General features: G+C 58.2%; 15 protein-coding genes. 11 read left to right on the top strand and 4 right to left on the bottom strand.

The features are described from left to right. Window positions 1-187: 187 nt before the first annotated feature. Window positions 188-1624 carry an ELWxxDGT repeat protein gene (locus F1529_RS08705; RefSeq protein WP_155133818.1) on the bottom strand — a complete coding sequence of 479 codons (1437 nt, stop codon included), beginning with the start codon at window positions 1622-1624 and terminating at the stop codon, window positions 188-190. A 474-nt stretch (window positions 1625-2098) separates the two neighbouring features. Here F1529_RS08705 and F1529_RS08700 point away from each other — a divergent pair, with 474 nt between their 5' ends. Both F1529_RS08700 and F1529_RS08695 read left to right on the top strand, forming a co-directional pair. Continuing rightward, the gene (locus F1529_RS08700; protein ID WP_155133815.1) at window positions 2099-2932 is read left to right on the top strand and encodes a DUF6502 family protein; all 834 of its coding nucleotides are present in this window, start codon (window positions 2099-2101) and stop codon (window positions 2930-2932) included. Next, complete coding sequence (locus F1529_RS08695) at window positions 2929-4113, top strand: hypothetical protein (RefSeq protein ID WP_155133811.1); 1185 nt, start codon at window positions 2929-2931, stop codon at window positions 4111-4113. Before F1529_RS08700 ends, F1529_RS08695 begins: the two co-directional genes overlap by 4 nt. Before the next feature lie 220 nt (window positions 4114-4333). Here F1529_RS08695 and F1529_RS08690 read toward each other — a convergent pair whose 3' ends face one another. After that, on the bottom strand, window positions 4334-5716 hold the full coding sequence (locus F1529_RS08690; RefSeq protein ID WP_007150924.1) for a cytochrome P450: 1383 nt from the start codon (window positions 5714-5716) through the stop codon (window positions 4334-4336). Between the two features lie 35 nt (window positions 5717-5751). Further along, window positions 5752-6072, bottom strand: a complete 321-nt coding sequence (locus tag F1529_RS08685) for a 2Fe-2S iron-sulfur cluster-binding protein (RefSeq protein ID WP_007151144.1) — start codon at window positions 6070-6072, stop codon at window positions 5752-5754. 127 nt (window positions 6073-6199) lie between these two features. Between F1529_RS08685 and F1529_RS08680 the strand changes: the two genes are divergently transcribed. After that, the gene (locus F1529_RS08680) at window positions 6200-7231 is read left to right on the top strand and encodes an AraC family transcriptional regulator (protein ID WP_155133808.1); all 1032 of its coding nucleotides are present in this window, start codon (window positions 6200-6202) and stop codon (window positions 7229-7231) included. A 188-nt stretch (window positions 7232-7419) separates the two neighbouring features. Then, window positions 7420-7632, top strand: coding sequence for a hypothetical protein (locus tag F1529_RS08675; protein WP_007149518.1), 213 nt, complete (start codon window positions 7420-7422; stop codon window positions 7630-7632). A 73-nt stretch (window positions 7633-7705) separates the two neighbouring features. Here F1529_RS08675 and F1529_RS08670 read toward each other — a convergent pair whose 3' ends face one another. Further along, window positions 7706-9415 carry an amidohydrolase gene (locus F1529_RS08670; protein ID WP_155133805.1) on the bottom strand — a complete coding sequence of 570 codons (1710 nt, stop codon included), beginning with the start codon at window positions 9413-9415 and terminating at the stop codon, window positions 7706-7708. 357 nt (window positions 9416-9772) lie between these two features. Between F1529_RS08670 and F1529_RS08665 the strand changes: the two genes are divergently transcribed. The 7 genes from F1529_RS08665 (at window position 9773) to F1529_RS08635 (ending at window position 21802) form a co-directional block, all read left to right on the top strand. After that, window positions 9773-11413 carry an acetolactate synthase large subunit gene (locus tag F1529_RS08665; protein WP_155133802.1) on the top strand — a complete coding sequence of 547 codons (1641 nt, stop codon included), beginning with the start codon at window positions 9773-9775 and terminating at the stop codon, window positions 11411-11413. 125 nt (window positions 11414-11538) lie between these two features. Then, window positions 11539-12969: an aldehyde dehydrogenase family protein gene (locus F1529_RS08660; RefSeq protein WP_155133799.1), complete on the top strand. Its 1431-nt coding sequence runs from the start codon at window positions 11539-11541 to the stop codon at window positions 12967-12969. A gap of 139 nt (window positions 12970-13108) precedes the next feature. After that, window positions 13109-13903: an endo alpha-1,4 polygalactosaminidase gene (locus F1529_RS08655; protein WP_155133796.1), complete on the top strand. Its 795-nt coding sequence runs from the start codon at window positions 13109-13111 to the stop codon at window positions 13901-13903. Window positions 13904-13996: 93 nt separating this feature from the next. Further along, complete coding sequence (locus F1529_RS08650) at window positions 13997-15949, top strand: monovalent cation:proton antiporter family protein (protein ID WP_155133793.1); 1953 nt, start codon at window positions 13997-13999, stop codon at window positions 15947-15949. Between the two features lie 168 nt (window positions 15950-16117). Continuing rightward, window positions 16118-17308, top strand: a complete 1191-nt coding sequence (locus F1529_RS08645) for a helix-turn-helix transcriptional regulator (protein ID WP_155133790.1) — start codon at window positions 16118-16120, stop codon at window positions 17306-17308. A 129-nt stretch (window positions 17309-17437) separates the two neighbouring features. Further along, window positions 17438-19069, top strand: a complete 1632-nt coding sequence (locus tag F1529_RS08640) for an AarF/ABC1/UbiB kinase family protein (protein WP_155133787.1) — start codon at window positions 17438-17440, stop codon at window positions 19067-19069. Between the two features lie 246 nt (window positions 19070-19315). After that, a complete protein-coding gene (locus F1529_RS08635; RefSeq protein WP_155133784.1) occupies window positions 19316-21802 on the top strand; it encodes a membrane dipeptidase in 2487 nt (828 codons plus the stop codon). The last annotated feature ends 71 nt before the right edge of the window (window positions 21803-21873 follow it).

The raw sequence follows: 21873 nt of genomic DNA, 5'->3' as shown, positions 1-21873 counted from the left end.
GCTGCTCATAGATACCTCTCTGGTTGCCATTTTGGATGACTGAAAGGTGTCTAGCGAACTGGTGCCAATTCAGTTTGTAGAAAACCCTCAGCACTCCCAAAGAAAAACGCCCAACTCAATTGAGCCGGGCGCTTACTGTGGCGATCAGAAAATGTAGCGAGCAATCTCTGTTGAGTCGCCCCACGTATTAGAGATCAAAGCCACTCCCCATACCAGGATGGATATCCTTGATCAGCTGGGTACCGGCGGCAGTGCCGTCAGTTTTCCATAGCTCTACACCAATATCAGAACGGTAGGCCACAATCAGTGCAACACCGGGCAACACTTCTACGAGGGGGGCTGCATCATTCTCATGGAAATAGGCTTCGCCGAGCGAGTAAAAGTCAGTGTCTGCTGTCCCTGGCTCGATATCCTTGAGAAAGACGGTACCGGCCACCGTCCCGTCCGTGGTCCACATGGCATGGCCGTTTGTGACATCCCAGCCACTAAACAGAATCGCCTCCCCCGTGGACATCAGGTAGTTAACATTATCGGCATCGAACAGAGGCAAAGTTCCCGCTTCAGAGCCATCGGATACCCACACCTCATTGAGGGTACTTGTAGGATCGGGGCGAGCCGTAAAATACAATTTGTCGTCAAGGGCATTCAGAAAACGAATCCTCGAGCTGGAATTATTGATGCTGGAGTTATTGACCACTGGATTGATGTCTTTCACCAGAACGGTGCCTGCTTCGGTCCCATCGGTACGCCACAACTCGTTGCCCTGGCCAGTACTTTCTGCCGCAATAAAGTAAATATCACCCCCCATGGCAACAAGATTGTTGGGTGAAGAGCTGGGCGCACCAACCGCGATATCCTTGACCAGTTCCGTGCCTGCGGTAGTACCATCACTCTTCCACAGCTCAGCGCCGGTAGTGCCATCCGTCGCTCTGAAATACAGCATGCCATCCACGCTGATCATTTCAGAGATACCGGATGACGCGGCTCCAGGCGCAATTTCCGCCACCATCACGGTTCCCGTTGCAGTACCATCCGTTGTCCACAACTCATAACCTGCGGTGCCATCATTGGCGGAAAAGTACACAGTAGAATCCATGGTGACCAAATTACTGACCCCCGCTCCGTTTACCCCGGGCTGTATGTCCTTGACCATGACCGTTCCCGCGGGAGTGCCATCGGTTTTCCATAGCTCGGTGCCACTGACGTCATCATAAGCGCCGAAATAGAGCGTGCCATCAGCGACCGTAAAACTGGAAATGTAAGTACTTGCCGTACCAACACGAATATCCTTGAGCAGGGTCGTTCCCGCCTCAGTGCCATCGGTTACCCAAAGCTCATCTCCATAGAGATCATCGTCATCCGCCAGGAAAATGGTTTTTCCACCCAGACTGCCAAGCACGACGATATCAGCCCCGCCGCCCACATGGATCACCTTGACCATGGACGTACCGGCTTCCGTACCGTCCGTTTTCCACAGCTGCAAGTTATTTGCACCATCGCTTGCCGGGAAAAATTTCACTGTGGGGCCTGTAGAAGATGGCACCGGAGCCGCCCCGCCACTGGAGCCACCACCACCGCATGCCGTCAAAAACAATGCCGCACCTAGCAAATACCACGCTTTCATAATCGATCCCTCTTTCATTTTTTTGGGTTTATTTTCCCATTTATTGAAATCTATCAGAAGGAACCTGCCCGTGCACACCCTTTTAATGGGTTAAAATTCAGTCACAACTGCCTGAAAAACGGCCCCTTTAATCAAAAAAACCATGTAATTACAGAGGATTGCACTTCATTCTTGGCCGCGTTACCGTTGAGGTAGACTCAGCAAAATATGGGTCACACATCCCATATTTTACAATTCGTCATCATGCGGATCGTGAGATTGCTGTACGTTGGGAAGTGTTCGACGAATCCAGGCCCTAACCGGGAGCAGGCTGCGAAGGGAGACAGGATTATGAGATATACTGCCTCGCCCCAAGATCCGAGAGCATCGGCAGTGTCGTTGCTGGCGCGATATACCAACACCCGGATAGCAAGGCAGCGCGCACGGGAAACAATGGGCCGCAGAAATTCATCTTCAGCACCTGGTTAGTATCCAATGTCCGGCACCTCATCCAACACAGGGTTTCACAAAGCGGTCCGCAAGCTGATGCGTCCGCTTGTGCGGATGGCCATCAAGCGCGGGATCTCAGTGAATGATTTCTACCTCTGGCTCAAGGCCATTTATGTAGAAGAAGCGGAAGGCTTCACCATTGAAGGCAAGAAACAAAGCACCTCCCGCATCGCTCTGCTTACCGGCCTGGACCGAAAGGAAACCGCCCGCCTTCGCAAGCTCAATCAGGACATGGGCGCCCTCCTGCAACAACAGACCAAGCGAACCAACCGGGCTGTCAGAGCCATCAATGCGTGGCAGAAAGAAGCGCTCTACTGTGATGAACAGGGCAAACCAAAGGCACTCCCCCTCTACGGCGATGGCACCAGCCTCGAAAGCCTGGTCCACCAGTACTGTGGCGATGTCACTGTCGTTACCGTGCTGGGAGAACTGGAACAGTCGGGGCTGGTTGATCTCCATGACGACGACACCGTGACCCTGAAAGACACCAGCTATATTCCCCACGAAGACAATGAAGAGCTGCTTTTCCTGATGGGACAGGCCGCTCACGACCTGCTGAACACCAGCACTTACAACATTGAACAACAGGGAAAAACCTCCCGCCTTCAGCTGAGCGTTGCCTATAACCGGGTTAACCCCGAGGTGATAGCCAAGTTAAAGGTGCTGATTGAAGCGGACAGCCTGGAGCTTTTGCAGAAGCTGGATCGATGGCTGGACAGGGAAATTGACCATCAAGAAGAGACCAGCCCCCAGCAATACCGAGCGGGCGTTGGTATCTATTATTTTGAAGAATCCATGGACTCGGGCTCAGAGCAATGAAAAAGACCACCCAACTTGCTTTCTTTCTTCTCGTTGCTCTGCTGCTCTCCTGCGGCGGGGAATCCTACCCTCTTGCCAGCAATGATGGCGGAATATCAGGCACAGGCAATGGTGGAAGTAAATCTTCGCTTTCGGGATCAGCCTATAAAGGCCCCTTTATTCAGGATGGCGAAGTCAATGTCCTCAAGATTGAGGGGGATACCAGCTCGCTGATCGCGAATTCACAAATCCAGGACAATCTTGGGGATTTCCTTCTTGAGGTGGAACCCGGACTGCTTTCCGTTAATACCACCGGGCGCTTTTACGATGAAACAGAGGCGACGTACTCCGAAGAGTCAGTCACGCTCAAGGCACTGGTCAACAAGGCCCCGGAGCAGCAAGCCAACATTTTTGTGAACACCCTGACGCTGCTAAGCCACGATTTGGCCGTGGAGTTGATCAACCAGGGCAACAGCTACGAACAAGCCACCGCCGACGCGCAAAGCAGGGTGAAAACCGTACTGGCAGCGGTGACCGGAGACATCCCGACCAACCAGCCCTTTATCAAAATGAACATCATCAATAGCCCGGGGACAACGCCTGAGGACAATGCCTACTCGCTCTATATTTCATCGCTTTTCACTGAGGCAGTGAATGAAAGAAGTATTGAAGAGCCTTACACCATGACCACTCTTCTCAACGCGTTACGGGCAGACGTTATCAACAACGATCCCATTGATGACGCCACCCTGCTGTCTTTGCAGGAAGCGAATGGAAGACTGGATGCAGCCTCGATTCAACAAAATCTGGAAGCGGTACTGATTGGTGAAACCATTGCCCCGGTCGGCAATGTGATTGAAGCGGTTTCACCCGGGCTGATTCCCCCGTCCAATCTGACCACATTTACAGACACGGCGAATCTCACTATCGCGCAACGCTTTTGCTTTGACATGAGCGCCGATTGCTCAGATCCGGGGCACAAGGCTGAAATCATTGTTGCTCAAGGCTACAGCTATGAACTCCAGATTGATGACAACGCCGATTTCTCCTCTCCCATCGTCGACCTGACAGGCTGGCAGCGTAACTTCTATAACATTGAGCACGCTTCCCTGGGCAGCGGCATCCGGTACTTCCGGGTCAGGAAAAACCATGATGACGGTCAGTTCAGCACCTGGACGCAGACGAATTTTATTGTGCCCTGAAGCAAAGCAGCGGGCTAACGGCCAACACCGACATTCGTTAACCTGCTTCATACTCAAACGCCCTATGCGATGCATGGGGCGTTTCCAGTTTTAAGCGCGCACCAAACAAGCACAGGGAGAAACGCCTTTTGGACTGCCACAGGGCGCTTCCGCGCCCTTTTCCGCACTGCGGCTGCAATACGCTACAAGACCTGCTTCTGAAAAAGCCCCTCGCAAGGCATTATTTTTTCGCTGTCAGCTGCACCATCATCTTGCTGTAACCGCGCACAAAGTTTGACTGCACACACTCCGGCTCGCTGAGCACCTCAATGTCGTCAAAGCGCTGCAGCAGCTCTTCCCACAGGATACGCAGCTGCAACTCCGCCAATCGATTCCCCATGCAACGGTGTACACCGAATCCGAAAGACAAATGATTACGTGCACCCTTACGGTCGATCATGAAGGTATCCGGCTGATCAATATTGCGCTCATCGCGGTTGCCGGAGGCGTACCACATCACCACCTTGTCACCCTTCTTGATGGTTTTTCCGTTTAGCTCCACATCCTGTTTGGCAATGCGTCGCATGTAGGCCAGCGGCGTTTGCCAACGGATAATTTCGGAAACCATGTTGGGAATCAGGGCCGGGTTTTCCTTCAGCTTGGTAAATTCGTCGGGAAATTGGTTCAGGGCCAGCACGCCGCCGGTCATGGAGTTGCGAGTGGTATCATTGCCGCCAACGATCAACAGGGTCAGGTTCCCCATAAATTCCATGGGCCGCTTGACCATGTCTTTGGTTTCTTCGTTCGCCTGCATCAGGCTAATCAAATCAAACCCGGCTTCCTGCCCCGCCGCTCTCTGCGCGGCTTTGTCGTGCCAGAGCTTGACGAAGTGCTTGCCCGCATCCGCGGCAGCAGCAAAAATTTCATCTGAATCAACCCGCCCCCCGGTGGTTTCCGGGCTGGCGGTGGACACATCGGACCAGTACACCAGCTTGTGCCGCAGTTCGTAGGGGAAATCCAGCAGCGTAGCCAGCATTCGTGCAGTCAGTTCAATGGACACCGTTTTTACCCAGTCAAACGGTTGACCAACCGGCAGCTCATCCAGCACTTCCCGGGTACGCTGACGGATCAGCCCTTCCATCTCTTTCAGGTTTTTCGGGGCCACCACATTCTGTACCGCTTTACGCTGCTCATCGTGCTTGGGCGGGTCCATGGCGATGAAGGTTTCAATTTCCAGGCCTTCAGGGGTTCGCCCCAAGGTAATGATCGGCTCGGCAGAAAACAGATCATGGTGCTTGTCCACGAAGACGATGTCGTCATAACGGGTAATCGACCAGAACGGACCAAAGGGACTGTTTTTCTGGTAGTGCACGGGGCACTCATCGCGCAGACGCTTGAAGTAGGACTGCCATTTCTTTTGCCGAAACAGAAACGGGCTACTGACGTCGATATCTTCAATGGCCAGCGTATCCACTTCCGGGAGCGGGCTCTCAACAAAAGTGGGCACATAGGGCCCTTTAAATAGGGTGTTCTTGATCTTCAAAAAACGGTGTACGGCACGGATCTGCCAATGGGCGGGTATCACCGGGGCAGTGATATTCATCGCGGTGGATTTCAGTGACATGATTCTCTCCCTGTGGGTGGCGAAACAGCAAAGGTTTACATCTGGAATTCAGGTAACTGAACCACCAGGCCGTCCAGTGCTTCGCTGGCTTCAATCTGGCAGGCCAGACGTGAGGTATCAGCACGCTCGGGGGTCATCCCCAGCATCATGTCCTCCTCATCACTGGTGCTGCCGGTTTTGGCAAACCACTCGCTGGAGACAATCACATGGCAGGTGCCACAGGCACAGGCCCCACCACAGTCCGCATCAATGCCGGGAATGCTGTTATCCACGGCGATCTGCATCAGGGACTTACCAGCCTCGATCTCGACCTCATGCTCCGTTCCGCCAAACTCAATAATGGTCACACTGGCCATCGCTCTGCCTCACCTTGTTGTTGTGTTATCCCAACAGTGCGCCAAGCCATCCCGCATCAGCAGGTCATTTTTTGACAACAAGGGGTCATTTAAAGACAATCAAACTTGCCACCGCACAGAGCCTCCCATGACAACATCCCCCAGCCCAGCCAACAGCCAGGCGTCCAACCCGTCGCATTATGCTCGCTTGATTGCCCGCGAACTCGGCCTTCAGGCCCCCGATCTTGGCCGGCTGCTACCCAACACAGGGCTCAGCGTTGAACAGCTGCTTGACGAAGACAGCCTGCTCACCGGGCAGCAGCAGGTTCAGTTACTCAACAATGCGCTCTCTATAAGTGATGACCCAGCCTTTGGTTTTCGTCTGGGCCGACGGCTCACCCCTGCTACCCACGGTGCGGTGGGGTTTTTGGCTCTTAGCAGCGCGAACCTGTTTGAGGCTCTGCAAGCAATTCACCTTTTCGCACCAACTCGGATGAACTTTGTGCGCATTGAGCTTTTTGATCGTGGGGATTGGCTTGAGTGTTACGGGCACTTCGATATGACGCTAACGGATCAAATGCGCCGCTGTTTGACCGAAGCCTTTATCATGATGTTTTTCGAGACAGCCGAATCGATTCTGGGCCGACCGGCCCATGAAGTTGAGGCCTTGATAGATTACCCGGCTCCGCCCTATGCAGCCTCCTACAACGAGCATCTACCCGGCCCATACGAGTTTTCAGCAGAAAACTTTATCGCAAAAATCCCTAAAGCCCTGTGCTTCTACCCCAACATTGCCGCCAACCATGAGAATTACCAGCTAGCGCTTCAGCAGTGCGAAACCATGCTGTCCGAACTGCGCACCAATACGCAAAGTTTTCGCTATCGGGTAGAAAAAATGATGCTGTCTTTTCCGCCAGGCACACTGGCTGAAGAAGAAGCCGCTGCGGCACTATTCATGAGCAAGCGCACCCTGGCGCGTAAACTGAAAAACGAAAATACCGGATTTCGCCAAATCCAGAAGGACATCCTGTCCCAACAGGCGGCGAACTATCTGCGCGACAGCAAGCTTACCGTCGACGCCATCGCCGCGCTTTTGAACTACCACGACAGCTCCAACTTCCGGCGCGCGTTCAAGCGGTGGTTTTCCGTTACGCCAGAAACATTCAGGCAATCTCTTTGATTCTGACCACCCACAAGCCAGAGCCTGCAGAATAGCGGGATGCCGCTTGCGAAATGCCTGTGACCTTTCATCATCAACGCTCAAACTTTCATCAATTTCGGGGAATTGCCGTTTGTTTTACGCCATCATCATTGGCAACATGGGAACGAGCCTGTATCAGGGCTCATCCCAACTGCAGGAGGCTTCGCATGAGCGATTACGACGACAGAGATGATTACCAGCAAGAAGCCGAAGACCTGTTGGAAACTATCGAGCAGGTGGAAGAAACCCTGACGGTCATGTCCAAGGTGGTCGGGCAGCTGAAAGAGCAAGTGGCGTCACATCTGGACCCGAATACGGTGGAAATGAGCGCCGAGGAATTCCTTGATCAGTGCGAGAACCTGGAAGGGACCTGGCACTAGCGCCGCACAGACCGCTTTCGCAGAGCACCTGAGCAAGGGCTCTGCGCACAGAGGGCCACATCGCTTGCCCTCGCTAGTCCGCTTGCCCATCCGGGTAGCGGCGAACCCCGCCAACCCAGGTGCCCAACACCTGGATCGATGCCCAGTCGCCAATCGCTTCCCGCGGATCCCGATCCAGCCAGACCAGATCCGCCCGCATTCCCGTACGCAACTGCCCCACCTGATCCGCAACCCCAAGCTGTCTGGCTGCATCCACGGTCACCGCCTGCAGCGCCCGCTCCACGTCCACAGCCTGCTCCGGGCCCAGCAAGGCCCCGGACGCCGTTTTGCGTTCCACCGCATTCCACACCAGCTGTAACGGCTCAAAAGGCACGACCGGCGAATCCGCATGCAGGGTAAAACGCAATCCGGCTTGCTCCGCTTGCGCCAGCGGGCTGATCCGGCGAGCCCGTTCCGGCCCGAGAAAAACATCCCGGTGACGATCGCCCCAGTAATACACATGGGTATTGAAGAACGAGGGGATCATATCCAGCGACACCATCCGCTGCAATTGTGCCGGGGTCGCCATCTGCGCATGGATCAACACCGGCTGCACCTGCACCTGCGGGCAGACCGCCCGCGCGCCGGCTATCGCATTCAGACTCAGATCAATGGCCGCATCGCCGTTGGCATGCACCGCCACTTGACGACCCTGGCAATGAAACTGCTTTACCTGATCACTGAGCGCCTCCTGGGACAGTGTCGGGAATCCCAGATAGTCCGGCGGGTAATCCGCCGGCAAGGTGTAATACGGCTCACTCAGAAACCCGGTATAGCCCTGCAGGGAGCCATCACTGACCAGTTTGACCGGGCCCAGGTGAACGCGATCCCCTTGCACAATGGCCAGATCACCCGCCAGGCGCTGCTGCTCGGCATCGGCGTTGGGCCAGACACTCAGGCGTAGCGGAATCAGGCCGAACTGCAGCGCGGGTTTCAACGCCCGAACCGCCGCCGGGTCTGCCAGACCGTTCTGGGCAAAGGTAATGCCCCGCGACAGATAGATATGCGACGCCCGGGACAACACCCGCAAACCGTCCAGGGGCGCCAGTTCCAACGCCTGGCTGCGCACCGGGTTAAACGCGGTTTCCGCCAGCAAACCATTGAGCCGCCCGGTTTCATCGCGACCATAAAACCCGCCCGGCGGGTCCTCAACGTCTTCCCTGATACCCATGCTTTCCAGCGCAGCGGAATTAACCACCCCCAGATGCCCGGAAATATGCATCACCATGATGGGCCGCGTCTTGCTCACCGAATCCAGTTCTGCCCGGGTAGGGTAACGCTGCTCGCCGATGGTGGTGTCATCAAAGCCATACGCCAGCAGCATTCCATCCGGGCGGCGCTGAGCCAGCAGGCGCAACCGCTCCAGCAGCGTGTCGATGCTGTACAAATCGCCAATCGGCGGGCTGTTGGCATCCACCGCCACCGCAGACAACCCTTCACCGGGGAAATGCCCATGGGCTTCAATAAACCCCGGCATTACCGTGCCGCCATCCAGGTCGATCACGGAAACGTCCCGGCTGACCTGCTGGCGCAACGCCTCGACCTCGCCCAGCGCCACAATCTCGCCCCGCTTCACCAGCATGGCATCCGCCACCGGCTGTTGCGGGTCCATGGTCAGTACCGTGCCATTAAAAAAGAGCTGGGCCGCTGGCGCCGGCGGGTTAAACCAACGATGCACGCCCGCCACGGCCAGCACGATCAGGGCAACGATGACCACCAATACCCACAATCCGGTTTTCTTCATAGCGTCTCTCTCACTGCTGGCCCGGCATTTTCGCCGTTGTTTGTTATTGCGCAGACTCTGCCCGTCCGCTCCGGGGAGAACAAGTGGGATTGTCACCGGCTTTCCATCCCCACGGCGGTTTATCATCACATTTTTAAATGAAACAGATTCGTTAACCCCATACCGGCCTGCCCCCCGAGCGCGCTATAGTGAAGCCCGACATGGAGGTATCGCACCTTTTGGGTGCGCCTTTTGTGCACCAGAACAAGGAAAAAGCGGCACCATCCTTGCATTAACCGCGATGATTATTTTTAACCACGCATCGTGGAACCCGCACGGCCACAAGCCGGCAACGGGATCAACTGGAGACAAAGAGTCATGAAAGCATCGGATTTGTTCGTTCGCGCCCTGGAAGCGGAAGGGGTAGAACACGTTTTTGCCATTCCCGGTGAAGAAAACCTGGACCTGCTTGAGTCGCTGCGCGGCTCCAACATCAAGCTGGTTATCACCCGTCACGAACAGGCCGCCGGCTTTATGGCATCCACCTATGGCCGCCTTACCGGCAAAGCCGGTGTGTGCATGTCGACCCTGGGCCCCGGTGCCACCAACCTGGTGACCGCCGCTGCTTATGCCCAGCTCGGCGCCATGCCCATGGTCATGATCACCGGCCAGAAGCCGATCAAGACCAGCAAACAGGGGCAGTTCCAGATCATCGACGTGGTCGACATGATGCGCCCGCTAACCAAGTTCACCAAACAGGTGGTCAGCGGCGACTCCATCCCCACCCGTATTCGCGAATCCTTCCGCCTGGCCCAGGAAGAGCGTCCCGGCGCCACCCACCTGGAGCTGCCGGAAGATATTGCCCGCGAACATTCCACCATGCCGGTCACCGAGCCCAGCGCGACCCGCCGCCCGATTGCTGAAGACAAGGCCATCTGCAAGGCGATTGAAGCCATCAAGGGCGCACGCAAGCCGCTGCTGCTGGCCGGTGCCGGTGCCAACCGCAAGCTGACCAGCAAGATGCTGCGCCAGTTTGTAGAAAAACTGGGCATTCCGGTGATCACCACGCAGATGGGCAAAGGGGTAGTGAACGAAACCGGCCCCCATTTCCTGGGCAACACCGCCCTGTCCGACGGCGACTTTGTACACCGCGCCATCGACCAGGCCGACCTGATCATCAACGTGGGCCACGACGTGGTGGAAAAGCCGCCCTTCTTCATGCGCCCCGGCGGTGCCGAAGTGGTTCACATCAACTTCAACTCCGCCCAGGTGGACCCGGTCTACTTCCCACAGATCGAAGTGGTCGGCGATATTGCCAACAGCCTGTGGCAGCTCAAGGAGCGCCTGGATCCCCAGGAACACTGGAGCTTCTCGGACTTCCACCGCATCCGCGATGCGCTGCAAAAGCACATCAATGAAGGCATTCAGGACGACAGCTTCCCGATTCGCCCGCAGCGCCTGGTGGATGAAATCCGCAAGGTCATGCCGGAAGACGGCATCCTGACGCTGGATAACGGCATGTACAAAATCTGGTTTGCCCGCAACTACCCGGCCACCAAACCGAACACCGTGCTGCTGGATAACGCCCTGGCCACCATGGGCGCCGGCCTGCCTTCCGGCATGGCCGCCAAGATGGTGCACCCGGACCGCCGCGTCATGGCCATCGTCGGTGACGGCGGCTTCATGATGAACAGCCAGGAGCTGGAAACTGCGGTGCGCCTGAAGCTGGATATCGTGGTGCTGATTCTGCGCGACGACGGCTACGGCATGATCAAGTGGAAACAGAACGACATGGACTTCCAGGATTTCGGCCTGGACTTCCAGAACCCGGACTTCGTGGATTACGCCCGCGCCTACGGCGCCCACGGCCACCGCGTGGAATCCACCGCCGGCCTGGGCCCGCTGGTGGAAGAGTGCTACCAGCAAGGCGGCGTGCACGTGATCGACTGCATGGTGGATTACCGCGACAACAGCCGCATCCTCAACCGGGAAATTCGCGAACTCAGCAGCAAACTATAACGCTGACACGCAGCACGCTACACGCACCATGCTTTGTTGCGTGCCAGCGTGTTGCGTGGAGCGTGCTAGCTGGCGATTGATCACTCCCAGCCTCATGGCCCACTAAACGCCATTAAGGAACCAAGATGCTAAAAGACGCCTACCCCTACTACCTGGCCAACGAAGCCGTCTTCGCCAACCAGGATCTGAATGTCACCGACAAATACAGTGGTGAAGTGGCCACCCGTGTGGCCATGGCGGATGCCGCCACCATCGACAAGGCCATCGACGCCGCCGACAAGGCCGCCAAGCCCATGGCACAACTGGCGCCCTACGAACGCCAGGCGATTTTGTACCACTGCGTAAAACGCTTTGAAGAACGTTACGAGGAACTGGCCCTGGCCTTGTGCATCGAAGCGGGTAAACCGATCAAAGATGCCCGTGGTGAAGTGGGCCGCCTGATCGACACCTTCCGCGTGGCCGCCGAAGAAGCCGTGCGCATCGACGGTGAGATGCCAAATCTTGAAATCTCCGCTCGCGCCAAAGGCTACCGGGGCATGGTCAAGCGCGTCCCCATTGGCCCGTGCTCGTTTATCTCCCCGTTCAATTTCCCGTTGAACCTGGCCGCCCACAAAGTGGCGCCGGCCATCGCCGCCGGCTGCCCTTTTGTGCTCAAGCCGGCCAGCCGCACCCCCATCGGCGCCATCATCATTGGTGAAGTCCTGGCAGAAACCGACCTGCCGAAAGGCGCGTTTTCCATCCTGCCCTGTCACCGTGAAGGGGCCGACCTGTTCACCACCGACGAACGCTTCAAGCTGCTCAGCTTCACCGGCAGCCCGGACGTGGGCTGGGACCTGAAAGCCCGTGCCGGCAAGAAACCGGTGATCCTGGAACTGGGCGGCAACGCCGCGGTAATCGTGGACGAAGATGCTGACCTGGACGACGCCGTGGAGCGCATCACTTTCGGTGCCTTCTACCAGTCCGGCCAGAGCTGCATCGGCGTACAGCGCATCCTGATTCACGATGCCATCTACGACGAACTGAAAACCCGCCTGGTGGAAAAAACCGCCGGCCTGAAAATGGGCGACCCGAAAGACGAAGACACCTTTATCGGCCCGGTGATTTCCGAAGGCGAAGCCACCCGGCTGGAAAACTGGGTCAATGAAGCCGTCGATGCCGGCGCCACCCTGCTGGTGGGCGGCAAGCGCGACGGCGCCATGCTCGAAGCCACCCTGTTGGAGAACGCGCCCAAAGGCACCAACATCGTGGAAGAAGAAGCCTTCGGCCCGGTGGCCGTGATCAGCCGCTTCAGCGATTTCGACGATGCCCTGAACACCGTCAACGAATCCAAGTTCGGCCTGCAAGCCGGCATCTTCACCCGCGACCTGTACAAGGCCCAGAAAGCCTGGGACGAACTGGAAGTGGGCGGCGTGGTGATCGGCGATGTCCCCAGCTGGCGCGTGGATAACATGCCCTACGGCGGCGTGAAGGACTCCGGCCTGGGCCGCGAAGGCATCCGCTGGGCCATCAACGACATGACCGAAGAACGGCTGCTGGTGATCCGTACGCCACAATAGGAGACGCAGTTAAGTATTTGTGCGTAAGCCGGGACTTACAGTCCCGGCGTTATTTCTTACATAAACACCCGCATATTCTCACATTACCAACAGCCCAAAACGCCTACCATCGAAGAGAACCCCATCAGGATTCAACTTCATGGCTGCGTCTATTCCTCTCGTTTCTGCGCTGGTTTCTGCCTTGCTTCCTGCCACGGCACCGCCTCCCGAAGGAAGCTGGTATCAGCCTGATATAGATGTGAGCTGGCAAATTCAGCTCCAGGGCCCGATCAACAGCGGTTATACCGCTGACCTCTATGTGCTGGACCTGTTCGACACGCCCCAGAATGTGATCGACGACTTGCACGCCAGTGGCCGCCGGGTGATCTGCTACTTCTCCGCCGGCACCTTCGAGAACTGGCGCGAGGACAAGGGTCGCTTTACCGCTGCCGACAAGGGGCGACGCCTGGGCAACTGGCCCGGGGAGCGCTGGCTCGATACCCGCTCGATCAATGTCCGCGCGATCATGTCTGATCGCATTGCCCTGGCCGCCAGCAAAGGCTGCGACGGGGTGGATCCGGACAATGTGGATGGCTACAGCAACCGCACCGGTTTCCCGCTGAGCTATAACAGCCAACTGGACTACAACCGCTTCCTGTTCGACACCGCTCACGATCACGGCCTGGCCGTATCACTGAAAAACGATTTGGGTCAGATTGAAGACCTGGTCGAATACGCCGACTTCGCGGTTAATGAATCCTGCCACCAGTGGCAGGAATGCCACCTGCTGACCCCCTTTATTGAAGCCGGCAAACCCGTGCTGCACATCGATTATCTGTACGGATCGGACCCGCAAGGCCACAACATCCATTGCCAGCACATGAACAGCCTGAGCTTTCGCTCGCTGACACTGCCGGTGGCACTGGACGACAGCTACCGCTTTAGCTGCAACTAACGTTTTCTCCAAGACTCGCCAGGTAAACACCGAGACTGCCCCCGGCATCGGGGGCTGCTACACTGCCCTTTCGACCATTCGGAATGCAGTGTTATGCATGACACCCTGACACTTATTGTGGTTTTGCTCGGCAGCGCAGTGGCCGCCGTGGTGCTGTTCCGCCGCTTGGGCATGCCCCCCATTCTTGCCTACCTGCTTTCCGGACTCGCCGCCGGCCCCTTCGGATTCGGCTGGATCAGCGACGTGGAAGGGATCCAGCATCTGGCGGAATTCGGCATCGTTTTCTTGCTGTTTACCCTGGGCTTGGAGTTTTCCATTCCCCGTTTACTGACCTTGCGCCGCATCGTGTTCGGCGCCGGTCCGCTGCAGGTCATTCTTACCGGCGCCGCTGTATTCGCTGTAATGCGCTTGCTGGGCTTTCAACCCATGACCTCCGGCATCACCGCCGGGGCGCTGGCCCTGTCCTCCACCGCCATCGTCATTCGTGACCTGATCGGGCGCGGCGCCGTCAATACCGGTTACGGTCGCGCCTCCACCGGCATCTTGCTGTTTCAGGATCTGGCGGCGGTGATCATGCTGGTGATGTTGCCGGTAATCAGTAACAGCAATGATGACGCCTTGTGGGCCATGGCCGGCATCACCCTGGGAAAATCCCTGTTGCTGTTCGCCGGCATTTACGTGGTGGGAAAATGGATACTGCCACGGCTGCTGGAAGAAACCGGCCGCGCCCGCTCCGATGAAGTGTTTGTGATGACGGCCCTGTTGCTGGCGCTGGTCGCCGCCTGGGTCACGCACTGGCTGGGCCTCTCCATGGCACTGGGGGCCTTTCTGGCAGGCATGATGCTGGGGGAAAGTCACTTCCGCCATCAAATCGAAGCGGACCTGCGCCCCTTCCGTGACCTGTTGCTGGGGCTGTTCTTTATCAGTGTCGGCATGCTGGTGGACCCGAACCTGTTCGCCGAACAGTGGCACTGGATCATCCTCGCTGCCGTCTCGCTGATGCTGTTCAAGGCGGTACTGATTTTCGCTTTGCTGCGTCTGCTGGGAGAGCCCGCCGACACCGCCACGCGCACTGGTCTTATCCTGTCACAGTGTGGCGAGTTCGGGTTTGTGCTGGTCGCGCTGGCGGTATCTCATCAGGTCATGTCGCCGGGTAAAGCCGGCCTGCTGGTGTCCATCACCGTGCTCACCATGGCGGTGACCCCCGCCCTGCTGCAACACAGCGGCAAACTCAGCCGTCGCCTGCTGCGCCCCTGGATGGAAATCCCCAAGGACAGCCCGGTATCCGATGACATCACCGGCCATGTCATCCTGTGCGGCTATGGCCGGGTGGGCCAGAACCTGATGCGCTACCTGAACCGCTTCCACCACCATGCCGTGGCCGTGGATATGGATCTGGTACGCCTGCAGGAAGCCAGTGCCGCCGGCGAACATATCCTGTTTGGCGATGCCAGCCGCAAGGACATTCTCGAACGGGCGGGTATTCACCGCGCCCGCCTGCTTGTAGTGACATTCGACGACGCGCGCCTGGCAGAACGGATCATCCACACCTGCCGGGATCTCAACAGCGACGTACGGGTGCTGGTACGCACCCGGGACGACACCCACCTGGATGCACTCACGGCAGCCGGTGCCGCCGAGGTCGTACCCGAGGTGCTGGAAGCCTCCCTGATGCTGGTGGCCCATGCCCTGATGATGCTGGATGTTCCTTTTGAACGGGTGCTGGCCATGCTGCGCAAGACCCGCCGCGACCGCTACCGCATGCTGCAAGGCTATTACCACGGCGATTCCTTCCCCACCACCGACAGCGCCGGCAACCCGTACCGGCTGCTACACGCCGTGACACTCAGCGAGAAAGCCCGCAGCATCGGCCGGAGTATCCGTGAGTGCGCACTGCGTGACGTGGAAATTCGCGCCGTAAAACGCGCCGAACAAACCCGCGAAAGCCCGGACGAAGACCTGATACTGGAACAGGGAGATACCGTGATTCTCTACGGCCCGCTGGAGGCCGTGGAAGCCGCCGAGGTCCGTTTGCTGGGCGGCTGATCTGCCTGCAAGGCAGCAGACAGGCGGAAGCCATTTCCCGGCCAGGGGCCTTGCCCGGGGCACAGCGATATAACAATATTTCATCCCTAACGATGACAATTCGATAGACGAGAATAATGGCAACCCGCCGCAGGCCTGCGCCGGGTTTTCTGTGAGGAAAAACGCAGCATGCATTCCAGTTCCATTACTCTGGTGAACCCACAGGAACCGTCTGACGAGCAGAGTCCGGCCGCTCCGTCACTGACACACGACGAACTGCAGCGCTTCAACCAGTTAGTAAGCACTCTCTACGGCTGCCTGCATTTCAGCCAGGGCTTCCAGCTTTTTTTCGATGCCTTCCAGGCCCATTTCAACGCGCTCCAGGGTGGCATTCTCGGCTTGAGTGACCATCCACGACGGATGATCTATGGCTGGACCTTCGGTTACCCGGAGGGGTTTGAAGAATGGTATATCCACAGTGATCTGCCCGAGCGCGATGAAGCCCTGGCCCGCTACGAGGCCCTGCCGCCCCGCCAGTTCGATTCTTTCCTGCGCGGCAATGCCAGCAAAAGCATTCTTGATATGCTCAGCGAGGAAAGCCGCACCTGGGCGCAAGCCGTCGGCATGGGGGACAGCGCCGGCATGCTGGTGAGCCGCCAGAACGACTGCAACGTGGTCTTCCTGGCCAACCGCCATCAGGATTTTGGCCCCTACACGGACCATGACATTCTGCAGATGAACCTGCTCGCGCCCCATGTGGAGAATGCCGTCAGCCTGCACTTCAAGCTCTACCAGTCACGCAGCAACAACGAAAGCCTGGCGCTGGCGCTCAATCACGTCAACAAGCCCATCATCGTGTTCAACGCTCTGGCCACCATCGCCCAGGCCAACCGCAACGCCCTGGATTTGCTCGCCCACAGCGACACCCTGAGCATTTCTGAAAGCCAACGGCTCCAGTGTCGGGACACCCGCCTGAATCGCAAACTCAGCGACGCCATCAGCGCCTGCCTTATCCTCTCCCAGAAAGGCACCCCCGCCACCAGAACCCTGTTTGTCAGTAGCCGCCACGAACGAATCGCCATCTGCCTGACACCACTGATCGCCGACGAGAAAGAGCACAACGGCGTGCTGGCAGAACTGTTCCGCTACGACAGCAACATGGAACCGGACCTGGGCAAACTGCAATCGCTGTTCCAGTGCACCCCGGCCGAAGCGGGCATTGCCGCCGAGCTGATCCACGGCCTCAATGCCGCTGAAATCGCCGATAAAAATGGCATTTCTGTTCACACAGCCCGCCAGCACATCAAAAGTTTGCTATCCAAGAACGGCTACCGAAAACAGACAGAGCTGGTCGCCATGCTGGTCAGAGCCCTTTCATAAGCAACAAACGGATACCAGGTGGCATTGTCAAACAAAAAGGAACACTTGTTCACTTTTGACTTGCCCACTGCCCGGCTTCACAGTATTTTGTGAACACTTATACACAAATCCTGTGGAGGGCCCGTCCCCATGCGAGCCACATCAGTGCAAAACACCCCTGTCCAGCCTGCTCAGCCGCAGCCGGACCAGGTGCCGAACTGGCAACCGCTCAACGACTTTGCCGAGCGCAAACAGCAAGACAGCGGACTGAAAGCCTGGATTGCCGTGGTCGAGGGTTGCATCAAGGCCATCGAGAAAACCGCCTGGCAAGGCCGGGAGATCGCCGACCAGGCCATTACTGCCTGCAAGGCCGTCACCCGTGGTGCCAATGCGGTAAACGAAGAAATGCAGCTGCTCGCCGACGAAGCCCGCCGCTGGCCCGCACGCCTCAAGCGCCTGACCAAAACCGGCTGGATGCTCACCAAGGTGGTCACCAGCTACCGCCTGTGGGGCACCAGAGCCGCGTTCCTGCCGGGCAGCATGCGCGATGCCGCGCTGGCCAACCTGCACAAGCGCAACGCCAAACGTTTTCGTGACACCTCCCTGGAGCAAGGCGGCGCTTTCCTGAAAATCGGCCAGCTGCTCTCCAGCCGTCCGGACCTGCTGCCCCAGGCCTGGGTCGATGAACTGGCCGTGTTGCAGGACCAGGCCAGCCCGGTGGCCTTTGCCGACATTGCCGCAGTACTGGAGCAGGAGTTCAACCAGCCACTGGATACACTGTTCGCCCATGTGGACCCCCAGCCCCTGGCGGCGGCCAGCATCGGCCAGGTGCACCGCGCCCGCTTGCACGATGGCCGCGAAGTGGCCGTCAAAGTACAGCGCCCGGGGCTTGATGAGGTGGTCGAACTGGACATGACGCTGCTCAAGGTCTTCATGGATGCGGTGAAATCCGCCCTGCCGCCCATGGATATCGACACCATCGTCAACGAAATCCAGCGCACCGTTCGTGAAGAACTGGACTATCAGCGTGAGGCCCGGGTCATGACAGACATCGGCCGGCAGCTCGCGGCCATCCCCGGGATTCGGGTGCCGACACTGGTGCCCGAGTGCAGCAGCCGGCATGTGCTCACCACCGAATTCATTCAGGGCGAGAAGCTCACCCTGACTCTGGATCGTTTGAAAACGTCGGATCCTGCACGGGTCAGCGCCCTGCTCAGTACGCTGCTGGATGCCTGGTTCTGCCAGGTACTGCACGGCGGCCTGTTCCATGCCGACCCGCACCCCGGCAATATCATGATCACCCCGGACAATACCTTGGTACTGCTGGATTTCGGCTGCGCGCAAGCACTCACCGACGACGCCCGCCGGGGCTACTTCCGGGTGCTGCAGGCTTGCATCGTGGGTGATGAAACCGTCATCGCCGATACCCTCACCGCCCTCGGCTTTGTCACCCGCAGCGGCGATCCGGCCACCCTGCTGGCATTCGTGTCTGCCGTGCTCGACCAGGTCCGCGATGCCATTATCAACCCCGATCAGCAGGCCGGCTGGCCCAGCCCGGAAGCCATGATGCAGCAGGTCAGCGAACTGCTCGGCCAGCTGGAACATGACCCGGTACAGACCCTGCCCGGCGATTTCATCATGCTGGCCCGAGTCTTCGGCACCCTGGGCGGCCTGTTTCTCCACTATCAACCCAATGTGGATGTGGCCACCCTGGTACTCGGCTACCTGACCCGCCCGCTGGACGGCCCCACCACCGCTCACACCACCAGCCAGGCGGCCTGACAGCCTACACAATCCATCCGCTGGTCCCTGCAAACGGCAATGTCCGGCCCGTCCGGCCTTGCCGTTTTGTATCCCTATGAAAAGAAACTGTCACCAATACTGACAATAACGCTACAGCACCGCCCCCTGATTAATGTGCACACTTGTACCAATCAATGTGTACGATAGTGCCATAGAAACACGCACGCCCTGCACATTAGACCAATAAGAACAGTGCCCACTGCAGGCACCACCAAGGGGTTAGCGATGTTTTTACTCAGCCAGGCTCCCGCCTTTGCTTCTCACCGGCTTGCGCTGGCATTAATGCTCAGCGCCAGCCTGCTTGCCGCCTGTGGCGGTGGAGGCAGCAGCAGCGCACCCGCCGTTGCCAATGATTCCCCCACGACTCCGGAAACGCCCCGTGAGCCGGAAACGCCGGACCCCACACCCGAGCCTGAGCCGGAACCCGAGCCCCTGAACCGCTACCAATTCGCCAATGGCTGCTACACCCTGCAAAGCCAGCAACAGTTTCTGACCACCAGCGAAGACGGCTATAGCCTCACCAACGACGCCGGTCAGGCCACCGCCTTCTACATGAAGCCCACTGACCTGGGCCGCTACCTGCTGCTTTCCGATTATCAACGTGATCCCGGCAGTGCCGGCAGCAAACAGTTGCTCGGCATCAGCGATCCAGCCGGAGAGTTTCTTGATCAGAGCGGCAACTTTGTCGGAGAGCTGAGCTATTTGGTATCCGGGCTGGGCGACACCCTCAATCTGGTTCTGGACCCGGTTGCCCCCCTCGGTGGCCTGCTGCGTGAACTGGGCGAAAGCCTGGGTGGTATCGGTACCGGGCTGGGTGACACCAATATCCAGCCCAGCCTGGCCATGGTCGATGACGCCAACGATCTGACCGTCTGGAACCTGAACCGCAGCGACGGCGACACCTTTACTCTGGCCTCCAACGTGACCGGCCTGCTACTCACCGCCGGCGACGACGGTCTGACTCTCACCTCCCCGCAACTGGAAGCTGACAACAACCGTTTCACCCTGGCGCCCAGCGACGGATGTAGCACTTACCCGGAAGCCGAACTCAACGCCGCCGTCGCAGATGACGGCCCGGCCAATTACCTGACCGAGGTTCCCCGTTTCCAGAATGTAGACGGCTTGGACGACGATGACATCTTCGGTTTCGTGGATGCCCACAGCCATATTTCTGCCTACGAATTTATCGGCGGGCGGGTGAATTACGGCGACCCCTTCCACAAGTTCGGGGTCGACCATGCCCTGCACGACTGTGCCGTCAACCATGGCCCCCAGGGGCTCACCGGGCTAATCGAACAAGTCACCAGCAACCCTGGTCCCCATGAAACCCGGGGCTGGCCGGACTACACGTTCTGGCCCCGCAGCAACTCTTTGCAACACCATCAGAGCTACTACAAATGGATTGAACGGGCGCACCTGGCGGGCATGAAAATTCTCGTCAACCACCTGGTGCATAACGAGATTCTCTGCCAGCTCAATCCGCAGAAACAGAATGACTGCGACACCATGGCCGCCATTGAAATGCAGGCCACACAAATGCATCGCATGCAGGATTACATCGACGCCCAGAACGGTGGCCCCGGCAAGGGCTGGTTCCGCATCGTCACCGATCCCGCCCAGGCCCGGCAGGTCATCGGCGACGGAAAAATGGCGGTCATCCTCGGCGTGGAAGCATCCAAGGCACTCAACTGTGGCGAGTTTCTCAATGCCCCGGAATGTACCCGCGAAGAAATCGTAGAGCGGCTGGACCGGCTCTACGCCATGGATGTACGCAGCCTGTTCCCGGTACACAAGTTCGATAATGCCTTCGGGGGCCACCTGCCCGATCTGTCGGAAGGTGTGGGTATTGGTGCCGTGCTGTATGGCGGCAACCTGCTGGAAACCGGGCACCTGGTGGAATTCGAGGACTGCCCGGATCATGACCACGAAGGGGACGCGATTGCACTGGAAGACCCGCTTCAACCGCTGGGCATTTTTGACCAGCTGCTATTCCAGATCGACTACGTCGGCGACCGCTTCCCGGCGACGCCGGAAGAGTTCGCCGCCTACGATCCACGCCGTGGCACCGACCACCTTTGTAACACCCGCGGCCTCACCGACCTGGGTTTCTTCCTGATCGAAGAACTGACCCGCCGCGGCATGATGATCGAGATTGATCACATCAGCCGCAAGGCCGCCACCCAGATTCTCGATGTTACCGGTGCACGCGATTACCCGATTATCAACAGCCATGGCAACTGGACCGGCACCGAAGCCCTGCGCGATCAGATTGCCAGCCAGGGCGGCGTGACGGCGTCCTTCGGTAGCGTGCGCGGCAATTGGGTAGACCAGCTGACCCGCGACGGCAACCGCCCCCGCGACCCGGCCTTCAAGGTTGGCCCCTTCGGTGGCGCCCCGTTTGCGTCTGACGTCAACGGCATTGCCAATCTGGCCGGCAACCCCGGCACTCCCGATCAGGAAGCCGAGCTTTATCCCTTCACCTCGGTGGATGGCCAGGTGCAATTCAACAAACAAATTACCGGTGACCACGCCTTCAGTCTCTATGAAGGCCGTGGCGTGGCGCACTACGGACTCTATGCGGACCAGATCGCCGACATGATGCTCAACAGCGATCGTCCACAGGAAGAAATTGATGACGCGGTGAACCAGCTGTTCACCTCGGCAGAAGCGTACATACGGATGTGGGAACGACTGGAGCAGGCCGCGCAATAGCGGCCATACCTCCACATGAAACATGCAACTTTCAGGCAGCAGCAACAATAAACGACAACGGGGAACCGATC

Source organism: Alcanivorax sp. VBW004, assembly GCF_009718865.1.
Lineage (GTDB): Bacteria > Pseudomonadota > Gammaproteobacteria > Pseudomonadales > Alcanivoracaceae > Alcanivorax.
Note: the sequence above shows the minus strand (reverse complement) of the source record. Positions and strands in the feature narration are given on the sequence as shown.

What these genes read in the sequence shown, in the direction of transcription:
- F1529_RS08635 (WP_155133784.1), top strand. Translation starts at nt 19,316, where the DNA reads ATGTTTTTACTCAGCCAGGCTCCCGCCTTTGCTTCTCACCGGCTTGCG.
- F1529_RS08690 (WP_007150924.1), bottom strand. Translation starts at nt 5,716, where the DNA reads ATGTCACTGAAATCCACCGCGATGAATATCACTGCCCCGGTGATACCC.
- F1529_RS08670 (WP_155133805.1), bottom strand. Translation starts at nt 9,415, where the DNA reads ATGAAGAAAACCGGATTGTGGGTATTGGTGGTCATCGTTGCCCTGATC.
- F1529_RS08705 (WP_155133818.1), bottom strand. Translation starts at nt 1,624, where the DNA reads ATGAAAGCGTGGTATTTGCTAGGTGCGGCATTGTTTTTGACGGCATGC.
- F1529_RS08680 (WP_155133808.1), top strand. Translation starts at nt 6,200, where the DNA reads ATGACAACATCCCCCAGCCCAGCCAACAGCCAGGCGTCCAACCCGTCG.
- F1529_RS08695 (WP_155133811.1), top strand. Translation starts at nt 2,929, where the DNA reads ATGAAAAAGACCACCCAACTTGCTTTCTTTCTTCTCGTTGCTCTGCTG.
- F1529_RS08660 (WP_155133799.1), top strand. Translation starts at nt 11,539, where the DNA reads ATGCTAAAAGACGCCTACCCCTACTACCTGGCCAACGAAGCCGTCTTC.
- F1529_RS08650 (WP_155133793.1), top strand. Translation starts at nt 13,997, where the DNA reads ATGCATGACACCCTGACACTTATTGTGGTTTTGCTCGGCAGCGCAGTG.
- F1529_RS08645 (WP_155133790.1), top strand. Translation starts at nt 16,118, where the DNA reads ATGCATTCCAGTTCCATTACTCTGGTGAACCCACAGGAACCGTCTGAC.
- F1529_RS08700 (WP_155133815.1), top strand. Translation starts at nt 2,099, where the DNA reads ATGTCCGGCACCTCATCCAACACAGGGTTTCACAAAGCGGTCCGCAAG.
- F1529_RS08640 (WP_155133787.1), top strand. Translation starts at nt 17,438, where the DNA reads ATGCGAGCCACATCAGTGCAAAACACCCCTGTCCAGCCTGCTCAGCCG.
- F1529_RS08655 (WP_155133796.1), top strand. Translation starts at nt 13,109, where the DNA reads ATGGCTGCGTCTATTCCTCTCGTTTCTGCGCTGGTTTCTGCCTTGCTT.
- F1529_RS08685 (WP_007151144.1), bottom strand. Translation starts at nt 6,072, where the DNA reads ATGGCCAGTGTGACCATTATTGAGTTTGGCGGAACGGAGCATGAGGTC.
- F1529_RS08675 (WP_007149518.1), top strand. Translation starts at nt 7,420, where the DNA reads ATGAGCGATTACGACGACAGAGATGATTACCAGCAAGAAGCCGAAGAC.
- F1529_RS08665 (WP_155133802.1), top strand. Translation starts at nt 9,773, where the DNA reads ATGAAAGCATCGGATTTGTTCGTTCGCGCCCTGGAAGCGGAAGGGGTA.